General features: G+C 65.7%; 13 protein-coding genes. 7 read left to right on the forward strand and 6 right to left on the reverse strand.

Annotated elements, in window-relative coordinates; translation table 11 throughout:
• Positions 1–841: 841 nt before the first annotated feature.
• The gene (gene cynR, locus ACFVWD_RS11880) at positions 842–1,759 is read right to left on the reverse strand and encodes a transcriptional regulator CynR (RefSeq protein WP_389595425.1); all 918 of its coding nucleotides are present in this window, start codon (positions 1,757–1,759) and stop codon (positions 842–844) included.
• Between the two features lie 130 nt (positions 1,760–1,889).
• Here cynR and ACFVWD_RS11885 point away from each other — a divergent pair, with 130 nt between their 5' ends.
• Together ACFVWD_RS11885 and cynS are read left to right on the forward strand one after the other, a co-directional pair.
• Positions 1,890–2,513: a carbonic anhydrase gene (locus tag ACFVWD_RS11885; RefSeq protein ID WP_389595427.1), complete on the forward strand. Its 624-nt coding sequence runs from the start codon at positions 1,890–1,892 to the stop codon at positions 2,511–2,513.
• Between the two features lie 61 nt (positions 2,514–2,574).
• On the forward strand, positions 2,575–3,045 hold the full coding sequence (gene cynS, locus ACFVWD_RS11890) for a cyanase (RefSeq protein WP_389595429.1): 471 nt from the start codon (positions 2,575–2,577) through the stop codon (positions 3,043–3,045).
• A 282-nt stretch (positions 3,046–3,327) separates the two neighbouring features.
• On the opposite strand, the gene ACFVWD_RS11895 is transcribed toward cynS, so the two are convergent.
• Positions 3,328–4,326 (reverse strand): MBL fold metallo-hydrolase, encoded by a 999-nt coding sequence (locus ACFVWD_RS11895; protein ID WP_389595431.1) that lies wholly within the window; start codon positions 4,324–4,326, stop codon positions 3,328–3,330.
• A 344-nt stretch (positions 4,327–4,670) separates the two neighbouring features.
• Here ACFVWD_RS11895 and ACFVWD_RS11900 point away from each other — a divergent pair, with 344 nt between their 5' ends.
• Positions 4,671–5,051, forward strand: coding sequence for a winged helix-turn-helix transcriptional regulator (locus ACFVWD_RS11900; RefSeq protein WP_389595433.1), 381 nt, complete (start codon positions 4,671–4,673; stop codon positions 5,049–5,051).
• Between the two features lie 15 nt (positions 5,052–5,066).
• Here the strand turns inward: ACFVWD_RS11900 and ACFVWD_RS11905 are convergent, their stop codons facing one another.
• Both ACFVWD_RS11905 and ACFVWD_RS11910 read right to left on the reverse strand, forming a co-directional pair.
• The gene (locus ACFVWD_RS11905; protein WP_389595435.1) at positions 5,067–6,704 is read right to left on the reverse strand and encodes a Rieske 2Fe-2S domain-containing protein; all 1,638 of its coding nucleotides are present in this window, start codon (positions 6,702–6,704) and stop codon (positions 5,067–5,069) included.
• 65 nt (positions 6,705–6,769) lie between these two features.
• Positions 6,770–7,795: a glycoside hydrolase family 3 N-terminal domain-containing protein gene (locus tag ACFVWD_RS11910; RefSeq protein WP_389595437.1), complete on the reverse strand. Its 1,026-nt coding sequence runs from the start codon at positions 7,793–7,795 to the stop codon at positions 6,770–6,772.
• An 807-nt stretch (positions 7,796–8,602) separates the two neighbouring features.
• Here ACFVWD_RS11910 and ACFVWD_RS11915 point away from each other — a divergent pair.
• Positions 8,603–8,815, forward strand: coding sequence for a hypothetical protein (locus tag ACFVWD_RS11915; RefSeq protein ID WP_389595439.1), 213 nt, complete (start codon positions 8,603–8,605; stop codon positions 8,813–8,815).
• Between the two features lie 533 nt (positions 8,816–9,348).
• Here the strand turns inward: ACFVWD_RS11915 and ACFVWD_RS11920 are convergent.
• The gene (locus ACFVWD_RS11920) at positions 9,349–10,542 is read right to left on the reverse strand and encodes a pyroglutamyl peptidase (protein WP_389595441.1); all 1,194 of its coding nucleotides are present in this window, start codon (positions 10,540–10,542) and stop codon (positions 9,349–9,351) included.
• A gap of 573 nt (positions 10,543–11,115) precedes the next feature.
• Between ACFVWD_RS11920 and ACFVWD_RS11925 the strand changes: the two genes are divergently transcribed.
• Together ACFVWD_RS11925 and ACFVWD_RS11930 are read left to right on the forward strand one after the other, a co-directional pair.
• A complete protein-coding gene (locus ACFVWD_RS11925; RefSeq protein WP_389595643.1) occupies positions 11,116–11,334 on the forward strand; it encodes a hypothetical protein in 219 nt (72 codons plus the stop codon).
• 54 nt (positions 11,335–11,388) lie between these two features.
• Entirely contained in the window at positions 11,389–11,550 is a 162-nt protein-coding gene (locus tag ACFVWD_RS11930) for a hypothetical protein (RefSeq protein WP_389595442.1), read from the forward strand.
• Between the two features lie 67 nt (positions 11,551–11,617).
• On the opposite strand, the gene ACFVWD_RS11935 is transcribed toward ACFVWD_RS11930, so the two are convergent.
• Complete coding sequence (locus ACFVWD_RS11935) at positions 11,618–12,322, reverse strand: GNAT family N-acetyltransferase (RefSeq protein ID WP_389595444.1); 705 nt, start codon at positions 12,320–12,322, stop codon at positions 11,618–11,620.
• 532 nt (positions 12,323–12,854) lie between these two features.
• Here ACFVWD_RS11935 and ACFVWD_RS11940 point away from each other — a divergent pair.
• Positions 12,855–13,967, forward strand: a complete 1,113-nt coding sequence (locus ACFVWD_RS11940; protein ID WP_389595446.1) for an ABC transporter substrate-binding protein — start codon at positions 12,855–12,857, stop codon at positions 13,965–13,967.
• Positions 13,968–14,161: the final 194 nt, after the last annotated feature.

The following is a 14,161-nucleotide window of genomic DNA, read 5'->3' on the forward strand; positions in this document are numbered from 1 at the left end:
TCCGCGCCTGGTTTGCCGCGGGTCAGCAGATCGTAGTCGACTGATGGTGGGCGAGGCGCGGCCATCGCGTGGCATCGGGAACGGCTCCGACAAGTAGCGTGCGATTGGCTGCCGTGCACTCGGCTGAGGTGAGTTCCGAGCATGTGAGGGCGCGACCCAACTGTTCGGGTGCAACCACGTTGACCAGCCGAGCCTTGCCCCTGTGGCTCACGTCACTCAACGTCTTGCGAACTATTCCCACCTGCCATGCCACTCACCTTCAGAAAGCGGCGCCCGGGTTGAGTCCCCGGGGTCAACCACTGGAAGGATGGCACCTTGGGATGGGCAACGGCTTCCAATCGCCGGCGCGGTCAGAGAACACGCTCCGCAGGTTCACCGTTCATCGTTCTGGCAGCTGCCTGCACAGTGTTCTTCGCCGGCTGCGGCAGCGGGACTGACTCAGTGGTCAACCCCGCCCCGAACGTGACCAGGGCGGAGGCCCAACAGGGCACCACACAGGCCCAACAGAGCACCGGGCAGCCCCCGCAGCCCCCAAGCACTCGACGGCGATCCGCATCGACCGGATCAGCTTGCAGATGTCGCTCACCCAGAAGGTGGGCCTGTTGTTCGCGGCAGGGGTACGTGCCGGGTCCGGCAGCGAGAAGAGCACGGCAAGGAGCCTGGCCGGCCTGTGCAACTACCACGTCGGCTCGGTGATCCACACCGAACAGGCATCAGCCTTGACCTGGCCCCCGCAGCGAGCGCGGCCGGGCGGAGATGCGCAGGATTGGCCGGATGCCGGATGTCGGGTGCCGCTCTGGAGCAGCCGGTTCGGGGCGCCGGCCTTCCGGCATCGCGACCGCTACCGTCCGGGGTCCGCCACGGCATAACCGCGGTCGCGCACCCAGCGGGCGGCCAGGTCGGCGAAGGCACGGGCCGCGGCGCCGTGGTAGCCGGTCTCCCGGCGGAGCAGGGTGGCGGTACGTGAGGGCAGTGCGGGTTCCAGCCGGATGGGGTGCAGGTGGGGTTCCTCCTGGGTGAGGGCGTCCGGCAGCACGGTGGCGAGCCCACCCCTTTGGACCATCTGCACGAGCGCGTTGACCGAGTTGGCCTCGACGGTGACGAGCGGCCGGACCCTGTGGCGAACCAGGTAGTCGTCGATGTGGCGACGCGTGGCGAAGTCACTGGTGAGCAGGGCGAGTTGGTGGTGGCGAAGTTCGCCGACCGGTAGCGGCTCCCGGCGTTCCGCACAGGGGTGAGCGGTCCCCACGGCAAGGCCGAGGCCTTCGGAGAACAGGGCCGTGCCGCCGATCGCGGGTAGGTGTGATCCGCTGAACGCGATGCCGATGTCCACCTTGTCGTCCAGGATTTCGGCTTCCATGCGGTCCTGAGTCATCTCACGGACATCGAGAGTGATCCCAGGGTGCTCAGTGAGGAAATCCGCGACAAGCGGTCCGATCAGGTATGAGGTGAAGGTCGGAGTCATGGCCAGTCGTAGATGGCCGCTGGAGAGGTCCTGGACGTCCAGCACCGCACGTTCACCGGCGGCTAGGTCCTGCAGCGCACGGCGGGCGTACCGGGCGTAGGCCTCACCGGCGTCCGTCAGTCGTACGGTGCGACCGGAGCGGTCCAGGAGCTGGACGCGCAAGGTCCGCTCCAATTGCCTGACCTGCTGCGACAGCGTGGGCTGCGAGACGTGCAGGGCCTCTGCCGCGCGGGTGAACCCGGCGTGCTCGGCCACGGCCAGCAGATACCGAAGGTGACGCAGCTCGAGGGCCATGAACCCAACTATAGACATGACCACTGGCAGCGATGCCTACTGCGTCTTGGACGTTATAGGCAGAGGTCATTCATGGTGGAGTGCATCGGCCGACGGGGCCGACATCCCTCCTGGAAGAGGAGAGTGACCCTTGAAAGACCTGGCCCGGGGATTCCGGCGGTTCCGACGAGATGTGTTCCCCGCACAGGCGGCGCTCTTCGCGCGTCTGGCAACCACCCACCAGCCGGACGTCTTGTTCGTCGGCTGCGCGGACAGCAGAGTGATCCCGGAACTGATCACGCAGCGTGGCCCCGGCGACATGTTCGTCATCCGGACGGCAGGCAACCTCGTGCCGTCCTACGACTCCTACGACTCATGCGCCGACGGAGTCACAGCCAGCATCGAGTACGCCGTCGGCGTGCTCGGTGTCACGGACGTAATCGTCTGCGGGCACTCCGACTGCGGTGCGATGACAGCGTTGGCCTGTGAAAACGGCCTCGACGGGCTGCCGGCCATGGCCACCTGGCTGCGCCACGCAGAAGCGCCGAAAGCGCGCCTCCATGCCACGCGCGGCTGCACCTCCACGGACAGAGTCAACGCTCTGGTACGCGACAACGTGATGCGCCAGCTGGCGAACCTTCAGACCCATCCGGCTGTGGCTCAGGCCCTCGCACAGAACACGATGACCCTGCACGGATGGGTCTACGACATCGCATCCGGTTGCATCGACGAACTCGATGCAGGCACGGGGCGGTTCGCCGCTCTGGCGGGGTGACCACCCCGCGTCCTCACCGGCCCGTCCCTCTTCGATTCCCACCCCCGCGAAAGGTTCCCTCATGATGCACGCACAAGCCGACCAGCAGGCCCGTCAGCAGCTCGCTGTCCAAGTCGTGGAGGCCAAGCTGCACAAGAACCTCACCTGGCAGGAGCTGGCCGACGCGGCCGGAATGTCGGTGGCGTTCGTCACCGCTGCGCTGCTGGGTCAGCACGCCCTTCCCGAGGGCGCGGCCAAAGCGGTGACCGAGCGCCTGGGTCTGGGCGACGACGCCGCACTGCTGCTGCAGGCAATCCCGCTGCGCGGCAGCATTCCCGGCGGAATTCCCACGGACCCGACCATCTATCGGTTCTACGAGATCCTTCAGGTCTACGGCACGACCCTCAAGGCGCTGGTCCACGAGCAGTTCGGCGATGGCATCATCAGCGCGATCAACTTCAGGCTGGATGTGAAGAAGGTCGACGACCCCGAGGGCGGATCCAGAGCGGTGATCACTCTCGACGGCAAGTACTTGCCCACCAAGCCGTTCTGATGTGACGCCGGGCCAGTCGTGCCTCGGCCCCGTGGTCGAGCGGCGCTTCACGTGCTCCACATGAACCGAGCATGTGGCGCCACTTGGCGTTGAGCGGGGCAGAGATCTCCTCCGGCGCATCGGGGTACGCTCCGTGCCGAGAGGCCGTGCTTGGTGGACATCGCCGCGAGCAGACCGTGCGCGGCCCCGTACCGATGGCTTGGGGACAATGTCTCCTTTCCATCGCGTGGCCGTATGGTCGCGGCCGGCCCGCCGGAGGGGGCCGGCCGGGGTGATTGTGGGTTACGGGAACTTGATGGTGGCGTCGGTCGAAATGGAGACGACGACCGAGCCCGCGGTGTCGGTCGTGAAGGTGTCGACCGCTGCGATCCGGGTGCCCCAGCGTTCGACGAGTTCGGCCTGCGTGGCCTTGGCGACGCGGTCGATCCAGACCTTCTGGGCAGCCCAGGCGTTCTCCGGCTCGACCTGGGCGGCGGCCTCGGCGAAGGGGATCGCGCCCATGTTCTTCTTGGTGGTGTTCCAGAAGTCGACGAAGAAGGCTCGCGATTGCTCGACGTCGGCTCGTGTGCCGGTGCGGTACACGTGGCCGCCGACATAGGTGTCGAAGTCGAGTTCGAGGATGGCGTCGTGGGCGAGGAGGATGCCGGGCAGATAGTCGGCGTTTCCCCAGCCGCGGTAGGGCGCCCAGCCGGGCATGACGACGTCGGTCATGGCCACAAGACGCTGCTTGGGAAAGTAGGTGAGGATGTTCCCGGCCTCGTGGTTCGCTCCGGGGTAGATGACGTGGATCTCCTCACCGCCAATATGCAGCGTGTTGTACTTGCCGTGGAGGACCTTCTGGGGCATCGGCCGCGCGGGGTCATTGTGCAGGGCGAGTATGGTGGCGCAGTCGGCGTGAGCGATACGGACTGCGTCCGGGAAATCGGTCACCGACCCCACGTGGTCCAGGTGGGAGTGGCTGTAGATGAAATGGGTCACCGGTTTGTCGGTCACCGAGGCGATGGCCTCCTTGAGCTTTCCGTGGGAAGCGGGCGGCGCGTCGACGATCACGACACCGTCCCGGGTCACCACGAATACAGACTGCACAAATCCCGAGATGACGACATAGCCGTTCTTTCCGGCACGCTGCAACCGGTAGCCCTTTCCATTTTCGGGCAACGGCTTCACACCCGTCGGCAGTGGCAGGAAGGTCGGGGCCTTGTCGGCAGGGGCGGCGCCTGTCCCGGGACTACTCGGGGGCTGGTTCGCCTGGGTGACGTTTTCACCATGGGCGCTGCCCATGGTGAAAGCGAGCGCACCTGCGCCGGCAACGGCGGCGGCACTGCCGCCTCGGATTATGGAACGACGGTTGATCATGCCAATCCTCTGATTCGGCCCAAAGGCAGTCGTTGGCTTTCCGAGGTCAACGTTAGGGGGTGCTTGAAGTTTCATCAAGTTTTGGCGGAGGTGTTCTTTTTGTCACCAAGTCACTTCAGAGTGACCAGGTGAGCGGCGAATGACCGTTACCGGATGCCGCAGTCCGCCCTCATTTCGATAATGCTGATTCCAATGCGTGATTCCGGTACCGGCACACCATTGAAAAGAGGTGGGTGAAATTCATCTGCGGGTCAATGTACGCTGGCCGAATGAGCGCAGCGCCTCGGCGGGAAGCCGAGATCTATGGGACGGGCACACCGACACGAGAGGCCATGGAACGGCTGGCCAGCCGGTGGACGGTGCTCATCACCTACGCCCTCGAGGACGGCCCCACCCGGTTCAACGACCTCAAGAGTCGGCTCGGGGTGAGCGGGCAGGTGCTGACCCGGACCCTCCGTGATCTCGAGCGGGACGGGCTCGTCGCCCGCCGTATCTATCCCGAGGTGCCGGTCCGTGTGGAGTACGAACTCACTCCGCTGGGCGGGACGATGTGCCCGGTCGTGCACGAGATACGGCAATGGGCCGAGCGGATCGGCCCCGCCATCGGCGAGGCGCGAGCCGCGTACGATCAGAGGCCGCCGTCCTCGTGATCCGGCCGGGTGCAGTCAGCCCCGCGGGAATCCCTCTGTAGGGCCGCTGGACCCGTCGTCTGCGTGTGCCGTCGCGATGCGCGGGTATGCGGAATCGGCTTCGTCTCCGTCCCGCAAGGACCTCTTCTCCAGTTTGCGGTCGTCGCTGGTCAGACAGCGGCCGCTGGCCAACTCGAACTCCCAGCCGTGAAGCCGGCACGTGAGGACGCCGTCGCGCACCGTGCCGAAACGCACCAGGTCTGCGTTCAGATGCGGGCAGTATCGCTGGACGATGTGGTCCTCGGCCCGGGCGTAGTCCTGGACTCCTCTGGACGCCGCGTAGTAGCCCTCGACGTATGCCATCCGCTCGACGGAGAGGGACTTGAAGAATGTGTAGACGTACTCGTTGTACGGCCCCGTGCGCGAGGCGTCGAAGCGGCAGGAGAGGAAGAGCTGGTTCACCCAGTCCTGCTCGCGGCTGCGTACCAGTTCCTCGATGAGCGGCCGGGCGGCGCGGAACCGGTAGCGGCACTCCTGGCCGGATTCCGCGACGACCTTGCGGCGCAGGAAGTCGAAGACGATCCGCTCGTCGGGGCCTTCGTCGGCGGCCGCGACTTCGAGCAGTACGCGGCCATTGACTCCCGCGCATATGTGGTCGGCTGATTCGATGAGCGGCTGTACCCACTCCTCCAACTGACCGAGGAGGTCGGAGCGGTCCTGCGGCAGGGCGGCAAGGATCCCGTCGATGACCGGCTTGACCTTTTGCCCGTAGGACTTGAGGTAGGTGCGCCGGTCCAGGATGCCGACGATCTCGTCGTGGGGTATCTGCTCCACGACGCACCCGTAGTCCGGGGTCAGTTCGACCGTGGTGCCGGTCAGAAAGAGGTGTGCGTTGTCCTGGTCCTGCCCGTGGAGAAAGTCCAGGAAGGCGAACTGGTCGGGAAAGACGTTCGTCTCGTCCCGGTCCAGGTCGTTGAGATGGAAGAGGTCCTCGTCGAGGAAGCACGGCGGTCCGGCGAACGGGAAGACGTGTGCAGCCTTGTACTGGCTGATGTACTTGAGTGCACGCGCCATGCCGTTCTGCCGTTTGCGCCGTCCGACCGTGGCTTTCATCCGGTCCGGGAAGTCGTAGACCATGGGGTACCAGATCGCGCCGGAGAACTGAAGGAAGTGCCCGTGCAAGGCGCCGAAGTCCTCGACGGGTCCGAATTCGACCGGCCGGGCGTCGTTCTGGTTGAAGATGCGTACACTGCCGTCGTCGACCAGCAGGCCCGAGTCACCGATCGGCCCGTCGGCCGGCGTTGTCAAGGCGTTGATCAGGATGCGAAGGCCGCCCTCGAGCTCGGTGACCTGGTTGTCGCGAGTGTGGACGAAATTCCTGAAACCCAAGTCCTTCATGGCGTCATGCAGGTCCGGGACGGGATAGCCGGGCAGGAGAACGGTCGTCTTCTTGGACATGTGCCGCTTGAGCCAGTCCGGATCGAAGTGGTCGCGGTGCAGGTGCGAGACATAGAGGTAGTCGGCCTTCGCGAGCAGCTCCGGATCAATTCCGGTGTTGTCAGGAAAAGGCACCCAGGAGCCGAAGTAGGCCGGAGTGAACCACGGGTCGCAGACGATGCGGCCGGCTGCGGTCTCGAGCAGCAGACCGGCGTGGCCGATTGAGGTGATGCGCACTGCCAGGAACTCCTTGTGATGGATGTGTCGACTCTCGGGTCGCGTTGGATCGGACCGGCCGGTGGTCAGCGACTGCAACGCACCGCGCCGACGGCCTGTTTGGCGGACAGGATGCGCCGGACGCTCCGGCGGACCTTCGCCCGGAATGCCGTGTCGTGCTCCATCTCGTGCAGGACCGCCTCGGTCATGGCAGGGAGCTGTGCCGTGTTCACCGTGAGCGCCAGATCACCGCCCGCCCTGAGAAATCGGAGGGCCCGCCGAGCCGGGGGGACGGACTGGACCGAGGCAGCGTTGCCGAGATCGTCCGAGACGATGACGCCCCGGAATCCGAGGTCGTGCCGCAGCATCCCGTCGACAATGACGGGTGAGAAGACGGCCTTGTGGTCGGGGTCTATGCGTGGGTAGGTCGCGAGCGAGACCATGACGAAGCCTGCACCGGCTGCGATACCTGAGCGGAAGGCGGTGACATCGTTGCCGTCGCGAGTCAGGGCATCGTCCACGACCGTCGCTGTGGTGTCAGTATTGCCGCTCACCCGCCCGAGGCCCGGGAAATGCTTGAGTGTCGTCAGTACTCCGCCTTCTGCGAAGCCCTGGACGAATGCGACTTCACTGCGGGCGACCGCATCCGGCGTATCACCGAATTGACGGCCGTACCGGCCGATGGGGCCGTTCTTGGTACCGATCTGCGTGGGTACCACGTCAGCTATGGGCGCGAGGTCCAGGTTGACGCCCGCGCGGTGCAACTCCTCCGCCCATCCCGCGGCCTGTCGCCGGAGCATGGACCCGGTCCACTGGCCCTGCACCAGACCACTTGGGATGCGGGAGAAGCCGGGACCGTTGAGGACCTGCACCGCGCCGCCTTCCTGATCGGCGGAGACCAGAAGGCCGATGCGACCGTCAGCTGCCGTCTGCATCAGGGGCTGAAGACGGCCGGTGAGCGCTCGCGTGCCGTCGACGCCTACGTGGCTGCGTCCCATGAGGATCACAGACCCGATGTCGAGACGGCGCAGGGTCTCGATCTCCGCCGGGTTGTTTGCGGGGACGTGCACCGCTCCCGTGAACAACTGGCCGACCTGCTGGCGGTCCGACATCACGGAGAGGAGGTGGTCGACGCACGAGGCCGTGTGGACAGGTGCAGGTGTCTTCGGCGTGGGTTGGCCGGGCGCAGCCTGTGGACTGGCGAACCGGTCGGTGGGGGAGCGCACGCCTCGCGGCGCGAGGGGGCCTTCTGCATCTGACGCGGTTCGGTCACTGCAGGCTGCCAGGGCCAGCGCTGCGATCGGTAGAACCGCGAAGAGCCGGAGAGCGCCTGCAGCGCCGCCGGTTCTGAGCAAGTGTGAAGTCAACGTGTTCCTTGCCTCGGTCCAGAGCCTGGGCGGCGGTCCGGAACGGCGCAATGCGCGGTTCTGTCCGTCGCAGCCGATGGGTCCCTGGCTGATTCGTGCGTATAGGTGGGAGGGCGTCTGCGTGCGGCCGACGAACTGCGTCGTCCGGGCCGCGGATGCCGGGAATCCGTACGTGGGTCACGACACCGTGGCCGTTGCCCTTCCTTGTTTGGTGAGTTGCGCAGGCCGCCCCGAAAGTTCTGTGGCCTCGGTCACGTTCGCGAGGCCACCGGCCGATCTTTCGAGATGTCGAAGTCACGAACGACATCAGCACGACGACCGCACCTGGCCGTGTGCCCCTGCGTGCCCCCACCGATGTCAACCTCGCCTCGCCGCGACGAGCCCCGATCCGCTGCGCGCGATGCTCATGACGTTCACTGATGTGCGCTCATGTCCGCCGATGCCGACGTCTCCACCCGCCGGGTCGACAAGCCCGCCGAGTCCTTATACCGAGGGAGAGCTGGGCCGTTCTGTCGCCTCTGGATGATGCGGAGGTGTTCTATGGCTTCGGCCATGGGCGTGCTGGAGGCACGGGAGGTAGAGGCCCGCGTGCATGTCGAGGCCCTTTGTGCGGAGGCGGACCGGATTCTGGCCGACCTCCAGCGGGCCGAGGCCATGCTGGAGCGACGGGAGCGTGGCGAAGCGCCCGGTGGAACGCGGCTGGGCGGTGAAATCGATGCTGGGGATGTTCGCCGCGATCAGCGCCGGGTGAGACGACACCCATGAGCATGGTCATCGACCAGCGGATCAGGCGTGAGGACCTGCGCCGCCCCTGGAAACGGCCGGTGCAGGGGCGTACATGTAGCGCCGTCCCAGTCGGCGGGTTGGTGGTGGGGATCTGCCCCAAATCCACGGACCGGCAGGGGAGTTGAGTTGGCCGGTAGGCAGGGCCGTCGCCTGCTTGATGTCGTCGCGGTTGCCGAGTGACCGGTCGGCGAGAGCGGCTCTACGGAAGACGCGCCACCAGCCTTCCTGCAGGTTGAGCCAGCACGCGCCGACGGGGATGAAGGCGTGGTGGCTACGGGGATGGCACTCGAGCCAGCCCAACGAAAGAGGAATCCAGCACTAGATGTCTCTTGCATGCCCGGGCCAGTGGAGCTCAGCGTGACGCGCGCGGCGACGCGATCACCTCGTCGCTGACCTTTCAGAGAGAGAACCGCATCTGCTGGAGCGGCAATGGGTTCCAGCCCTCTTTCGAGAGCGTTCCGGTCCTTGTCCAGCCCGGCCAGTGCCGACTCCGGCGCCGGCGGGTGCGGCCGTCAACGCAGAGTGTCGGCTGCGATGGAGATGATGGCCCGTACTTGTGCGGCGATCGCTGTGCGGTTGCGCACAAACTCGAGATCGGTGACGGTTCCCTTGGCCGGATCGCTGTTGGCCTTGCCGAACTCCAATACCGGAGTGTGGATATGACCTCCCGGCATCTTGATGTGCAAGCGGTCGCGCAACGCCGTGGCCCGGTAGGCGATCTCATTCGACAGGTAGTCACCTGCGCCCCCTGCTCGTGCAGTGGAGCCTGCCGTAGGGCCGTTGGGCCTGTCGACCTCGCTGGTGCCACCTGCCGGAATCTCGACGACGTCGGTGAAGTCCCGTACGGGGAAGGGTCCGGTACGGTTGGCGGCTATCTCACGATAGGGCAGGCTGGTGGAGGTCCACTGCGGTTGCGGAAGAGTGGAGGCTGCGCCGACTGGTATCGGGATCGTTCCTGTGCGAGAGACGTTGTTGTTGTCGGGGAATCCCCCGCGCCAAGCGCCGTTGTAGCGGACGATGTCAAAATGTCCGATGTCCCCCTGGCTGATGGTGGCGAACATCTGCACTTGTCGAGGGCCTGGTCGAAGGTAAGGCAGCATGCTGTGCTCGGCGATGCCCTGGGAGAAGTCGTCCCATCTCACGGGGAGGATGCCCGCCTCAATTCGTGCCGGTCCAGAGGCGGTTTTGATGGTAATTCCATCCAAGGCCAGGGCTGCTGCTCCAGAAGGATTGCTACGGCGGATGTCGTCGTCCAGCTGAAAGGGGTCGAATCCTGTGACCAAGATCCGCTTGACGTGATCATCTGCAGAAAAAGCTAGGGAGTCCATACCGCGCGATGCCGTCTCGAGCCGATGGATGAGAAGGCTGCGCTGCTGTGTTGCCAGACTGAACAGGGGCTTCCACTGTCGCATCTTTGTGATCATCTGTAGGCGCGTCCAGTACAGGGCACGGTCATCGTCCGCTCCCAACCCCGGTTCCTGCGGCGCGCGTTCCTGCGCCTGGGCTACAGCCTCGTTCCACAGGGCACGGCCTGTGTCTGTGGCCAATTTCTGCGCCTCTTGGCGTGAGGAAACTCGGCACAGCTTCGCTTGGAAGGCAATCAGCTGCTGCCTGAGACGTGAGTGATGCACTATCTCCTGGGGAACTAGGCCCAGGGAACGTTGTTCCTCAACGGTCGAGCCGGCCGGGGGCGGTGAATCGCCCATGGCTGAAGCTTGGGCACTGCCGCTGGGTAGGACCGTAATGGCTAGACAAGCCACGAGAGTTAAGCTCAGCGTGTTACCGGTCCATAGACGGACGGCTGAAGTAAGCATGATTCTCCTCAGGTTGCGTCACTGCCGGTGCGACAAGCGAGGTGGTCGCGTCGAGTGGCGCTGCATGTGAGGCGACGGCAAGGTCGCGACGGGCCCGATTCGGGGCACTCGCGGGGGAGGAGCACACCACGAGGGCCCGTCGCACGTGCAGTCAATCTCATTGAAGGGGCCTGAGCCATAACGATCACGAATGACACTCATGAGAAGGCGTACTGACATCGGCTCGGCAGGATGGCCTTGGCTGAACTTGCTGGCGCTGGCCAGGTGTTGGAGGTAGTCCATGCGTGGGCGGTCCAACGTGCCACCCGGCACCCGGCACCCGGCACCGGCCATCCGCCAGACCACCGGACACGCCGGGACGGCGAACCCTCGGCCATCTGCTCCGCCACACGCCCTGCGAGTGGTATCGACAGGAGGAACGATGCCCGAGCCTCCAGCTGACCCCCGCTACAGCAGTGATCACCTCTGGGCCCGCTTGGACCATGCCAGCAGCCTGGTCCGCCTCGGAGCCAATCGGTCAAGAGTGTCAGCGACCTGACTACTCCCGTCACTGGGACGGTCCGCACCCGCAACGACGACCTCGCCCGCACCCCTGAACTCGTCAACACCGATCCCTACGGCCAGGGCTGGATGTTCGAGACCGACATAGGCCCATCGACGTGGGACGAGCAAGGCGCGTCCTGATGGATGCCCGTGCCTACCGAAGCCCGGCAGGTGCCTGATGGACTACCAGCTCGAGTGATCACCCTGTCAGTCAGCGACGTCGACCAGGCCGCAGCCTTCTATACCCAGGTCGGCTTCGTCCTCGACGTCGACTACCACCCCGTCGGCAACGGCCAGGTGGACGGCGCGTGCCGACCCCAGTGGGGCATCGGTGAGCCCGACACCGATCTGGATTGAGCGGGCCGAGCTCGGCGGTGTCAGCTGCAACACGCGGAACGTCAAGGTCAGCAGCATCCGGCACAAGTCACCGATCGACGAATGGAAAGGCGACTGGGCGTCGGGCCCCTACCCCGATCGTCGGGACTACGCCACCTTCGCGGACTTCGCCGACTTCGCTGACCCGGACGGCAACACCTGGACGCTCCAGGAAGTCGGCCACCGGCAGCCGGAAGTGTCCGGCGACGAAGGGGGCGTCCGATTCAGCGATAGCACCACATCTGTTGCGCACGTTGTCGCCCTCTGCACGGCGACTGAGCTGCACTGATCCTCGCTGGATCGCGATGGACCACGGTTCTCCCCCCAGAGAAGGCGCTGCCTGCAGAGTGATCCAGTAGCGGCGCTTGATGCCCGTGTTGGTTGTGCGGACATCTTCCAGGACACCACCGTTGCGTTCGATGCCGCGTGCCGACGCGACGTTGTCGTCGTCGCAGGTGACGAGCACTCGATCCAGGTCGAGCGCACGGGCCTCTGGCAGAACCGCCCCGAGGGCCCAGGTAGCCAGGCCGCGTCTGCGGAAGGAGGGCCGGATGCTGTAGCCGATGTGCCCACCGACGTAGAGCAGAAAGGCGTTCAGGTAGTGCCGCAGATCAATGGCCCCCAGATAGCTGTCGCCCTCGAGGATCCACCAATGGGTGGCATGGACGTGCTCTTCTCCGACGGCGAGCGACCTGTCCGACTGCTGTCGCAGTCGTTCGACCCACTCCGAGAGGTGAAAGGGTAGAACCCCCATTGATCGGCGGGCCGTTACGACGCATGTGCGGATCCGGCGGCCCGTCGGAGGACCCCATCGGGCGGTCTGGCGTGGCCCTTTTTCTGTTGTCCAGCAGAGCCGACTGCTCGTGCGTTGAGCAGGCGGCGGACCCAAATCTGAATGCCCTGGGCTTGCGGCTCGCCCCAACGGCCCAAGAAGGCCGCCACCAGGGGCAGTTCGGTTTCTGTATAGCCTCAGGTCACATTGGGCTCGTTCCATCCTGAAGCAGTTGGTCCCGGGCCTGGCGTGAACTGTGAGTGAGGCACTCCGGCCCGTCAGAGCCTTGAACGCACCGGGGTGATCGTCCGTTCAGGCTCGACCGACGGTGCGACGGTGCGACGGTGCGACGGTGCGACGGTGCGAAGGCGCGAGGGCGCGATGGCCGGCTGACGGTCACAGGACGGTGCGCCGAAACTGGCCATTCTCGGCTCGGCTACTCTCGGCGCCACTGACGTTCACTCCGCGATCCGAGCAAACTGCGACCGAATCGCCACCCGGGAGACGCCAACGCATGAATGCGCCACCATCGCCACCTGGAGCGGAGCGGACTGACGGATCATCCGTGCAGATCGGGGCTCTCGTTCCGCTGACTCGGCCCGGCTGGGTCGAGGCAGGCCAACACTTGCTCGCTGGACTCGAGCTGGCCGTTCGCGAAGTCAATGACGCCGGCGGGATCGTCGGAAGACCACTCGAGCTGCTGGTCCGAGACACCGAGGCTGATCCGCAGAGGGCCGCGGCGGTCGTAGATGAATTGGCCCGCCTGGGCGTGGCTGCCTTGGCGGGGGAGTATCACAGCGTCGTCGCTCGCGCCGCCGCTGCCAGGGCCGACGCCCTCGGCTTGCCGTTCCTCTGTTCGTCAGCGGTTCTCGACGCGCTCACCGAACAGCCGACGGAATGGGTCGCGTGCCTCGCCCCGGCGCAGTCCCACGGCTGGCAGATCTACGCAGACTTCCTCCTCGGCGCGGGCCACAGCCGAATCGCCGTAGCAGCCGAGTCGAGTGTCTACTGGGCATCTGGGGCGCGCATTCTGCGGGACTACCTCGCTCCACGCGGCGGCACCGTCATTGAACTCGACATGCGCGCGCTCGCCCCCATGGCCGTGTGCGACGAACTCGTCGACAATCGCGCGACAGCCCTCCTTCTTCCGGTCGGCCACCCGGAGCCGGCCGTGTCGATCGTCAAGACTGTCCGCCGCGACCAGCGCCTCGCCGAGATCATGATTGGTGCTCCGGCCGGGCAACCGGAGTTCGCCGAATGGGCGACGTTGCTGGGCGACGACAGCGCCGCGATCCCGTTCTTGCGCTACCTGCCCGAGCGCCACAGCCCACTCGGTGCACGAGTCGAGACGGCCCTCCGTGAGCGGCTGGGCGAAGCGCCCTCCTTCGTCGCCTTCGAGGGCTACGACACGATCGTCGTCCTCGCCGATGTGCTGCGTTCTCACGGCGCGGACCGGGCGCACACTGCCGAATCCTGGCCGCGCGTTGCAGTCGAAGGCACCCGCGGGCAGATCCAGTTCTCCCGCACGGCAGGCATCAGCGTTTGGCAATGGGCTTGGACGCCAGTCCAAGTCATTGATCGAGATCCGGCGGAACCCGATCGGTTTCGGATCCTCCACGCAGGCTGAGAGCACGGAGGTCCGACTGCCCAGAACTGTCCGAACTGGAGGCTGTCTACCCGTCTATCTGTCTACGTGTCAATGGCAACGCCTGGTGGTTCAGTCAGAAGCACAAGGCGTTCGGCGGGAACGTGCGGTTCCTGTCCGCCCCGGACGGCACCCCGCTGTGGCTCTCCGAGGTCGAGCCCGGCGCCGCCCTCGAC

The organism is Streptomyces sp. NPDC058086, from assembly GCF_042885015.1.
Taxonomy (GTDB): Bacteria; Actinomycetota; Actinomycetes; order Streptomycetales; family Streptomycetaceae; genus Streptomyces.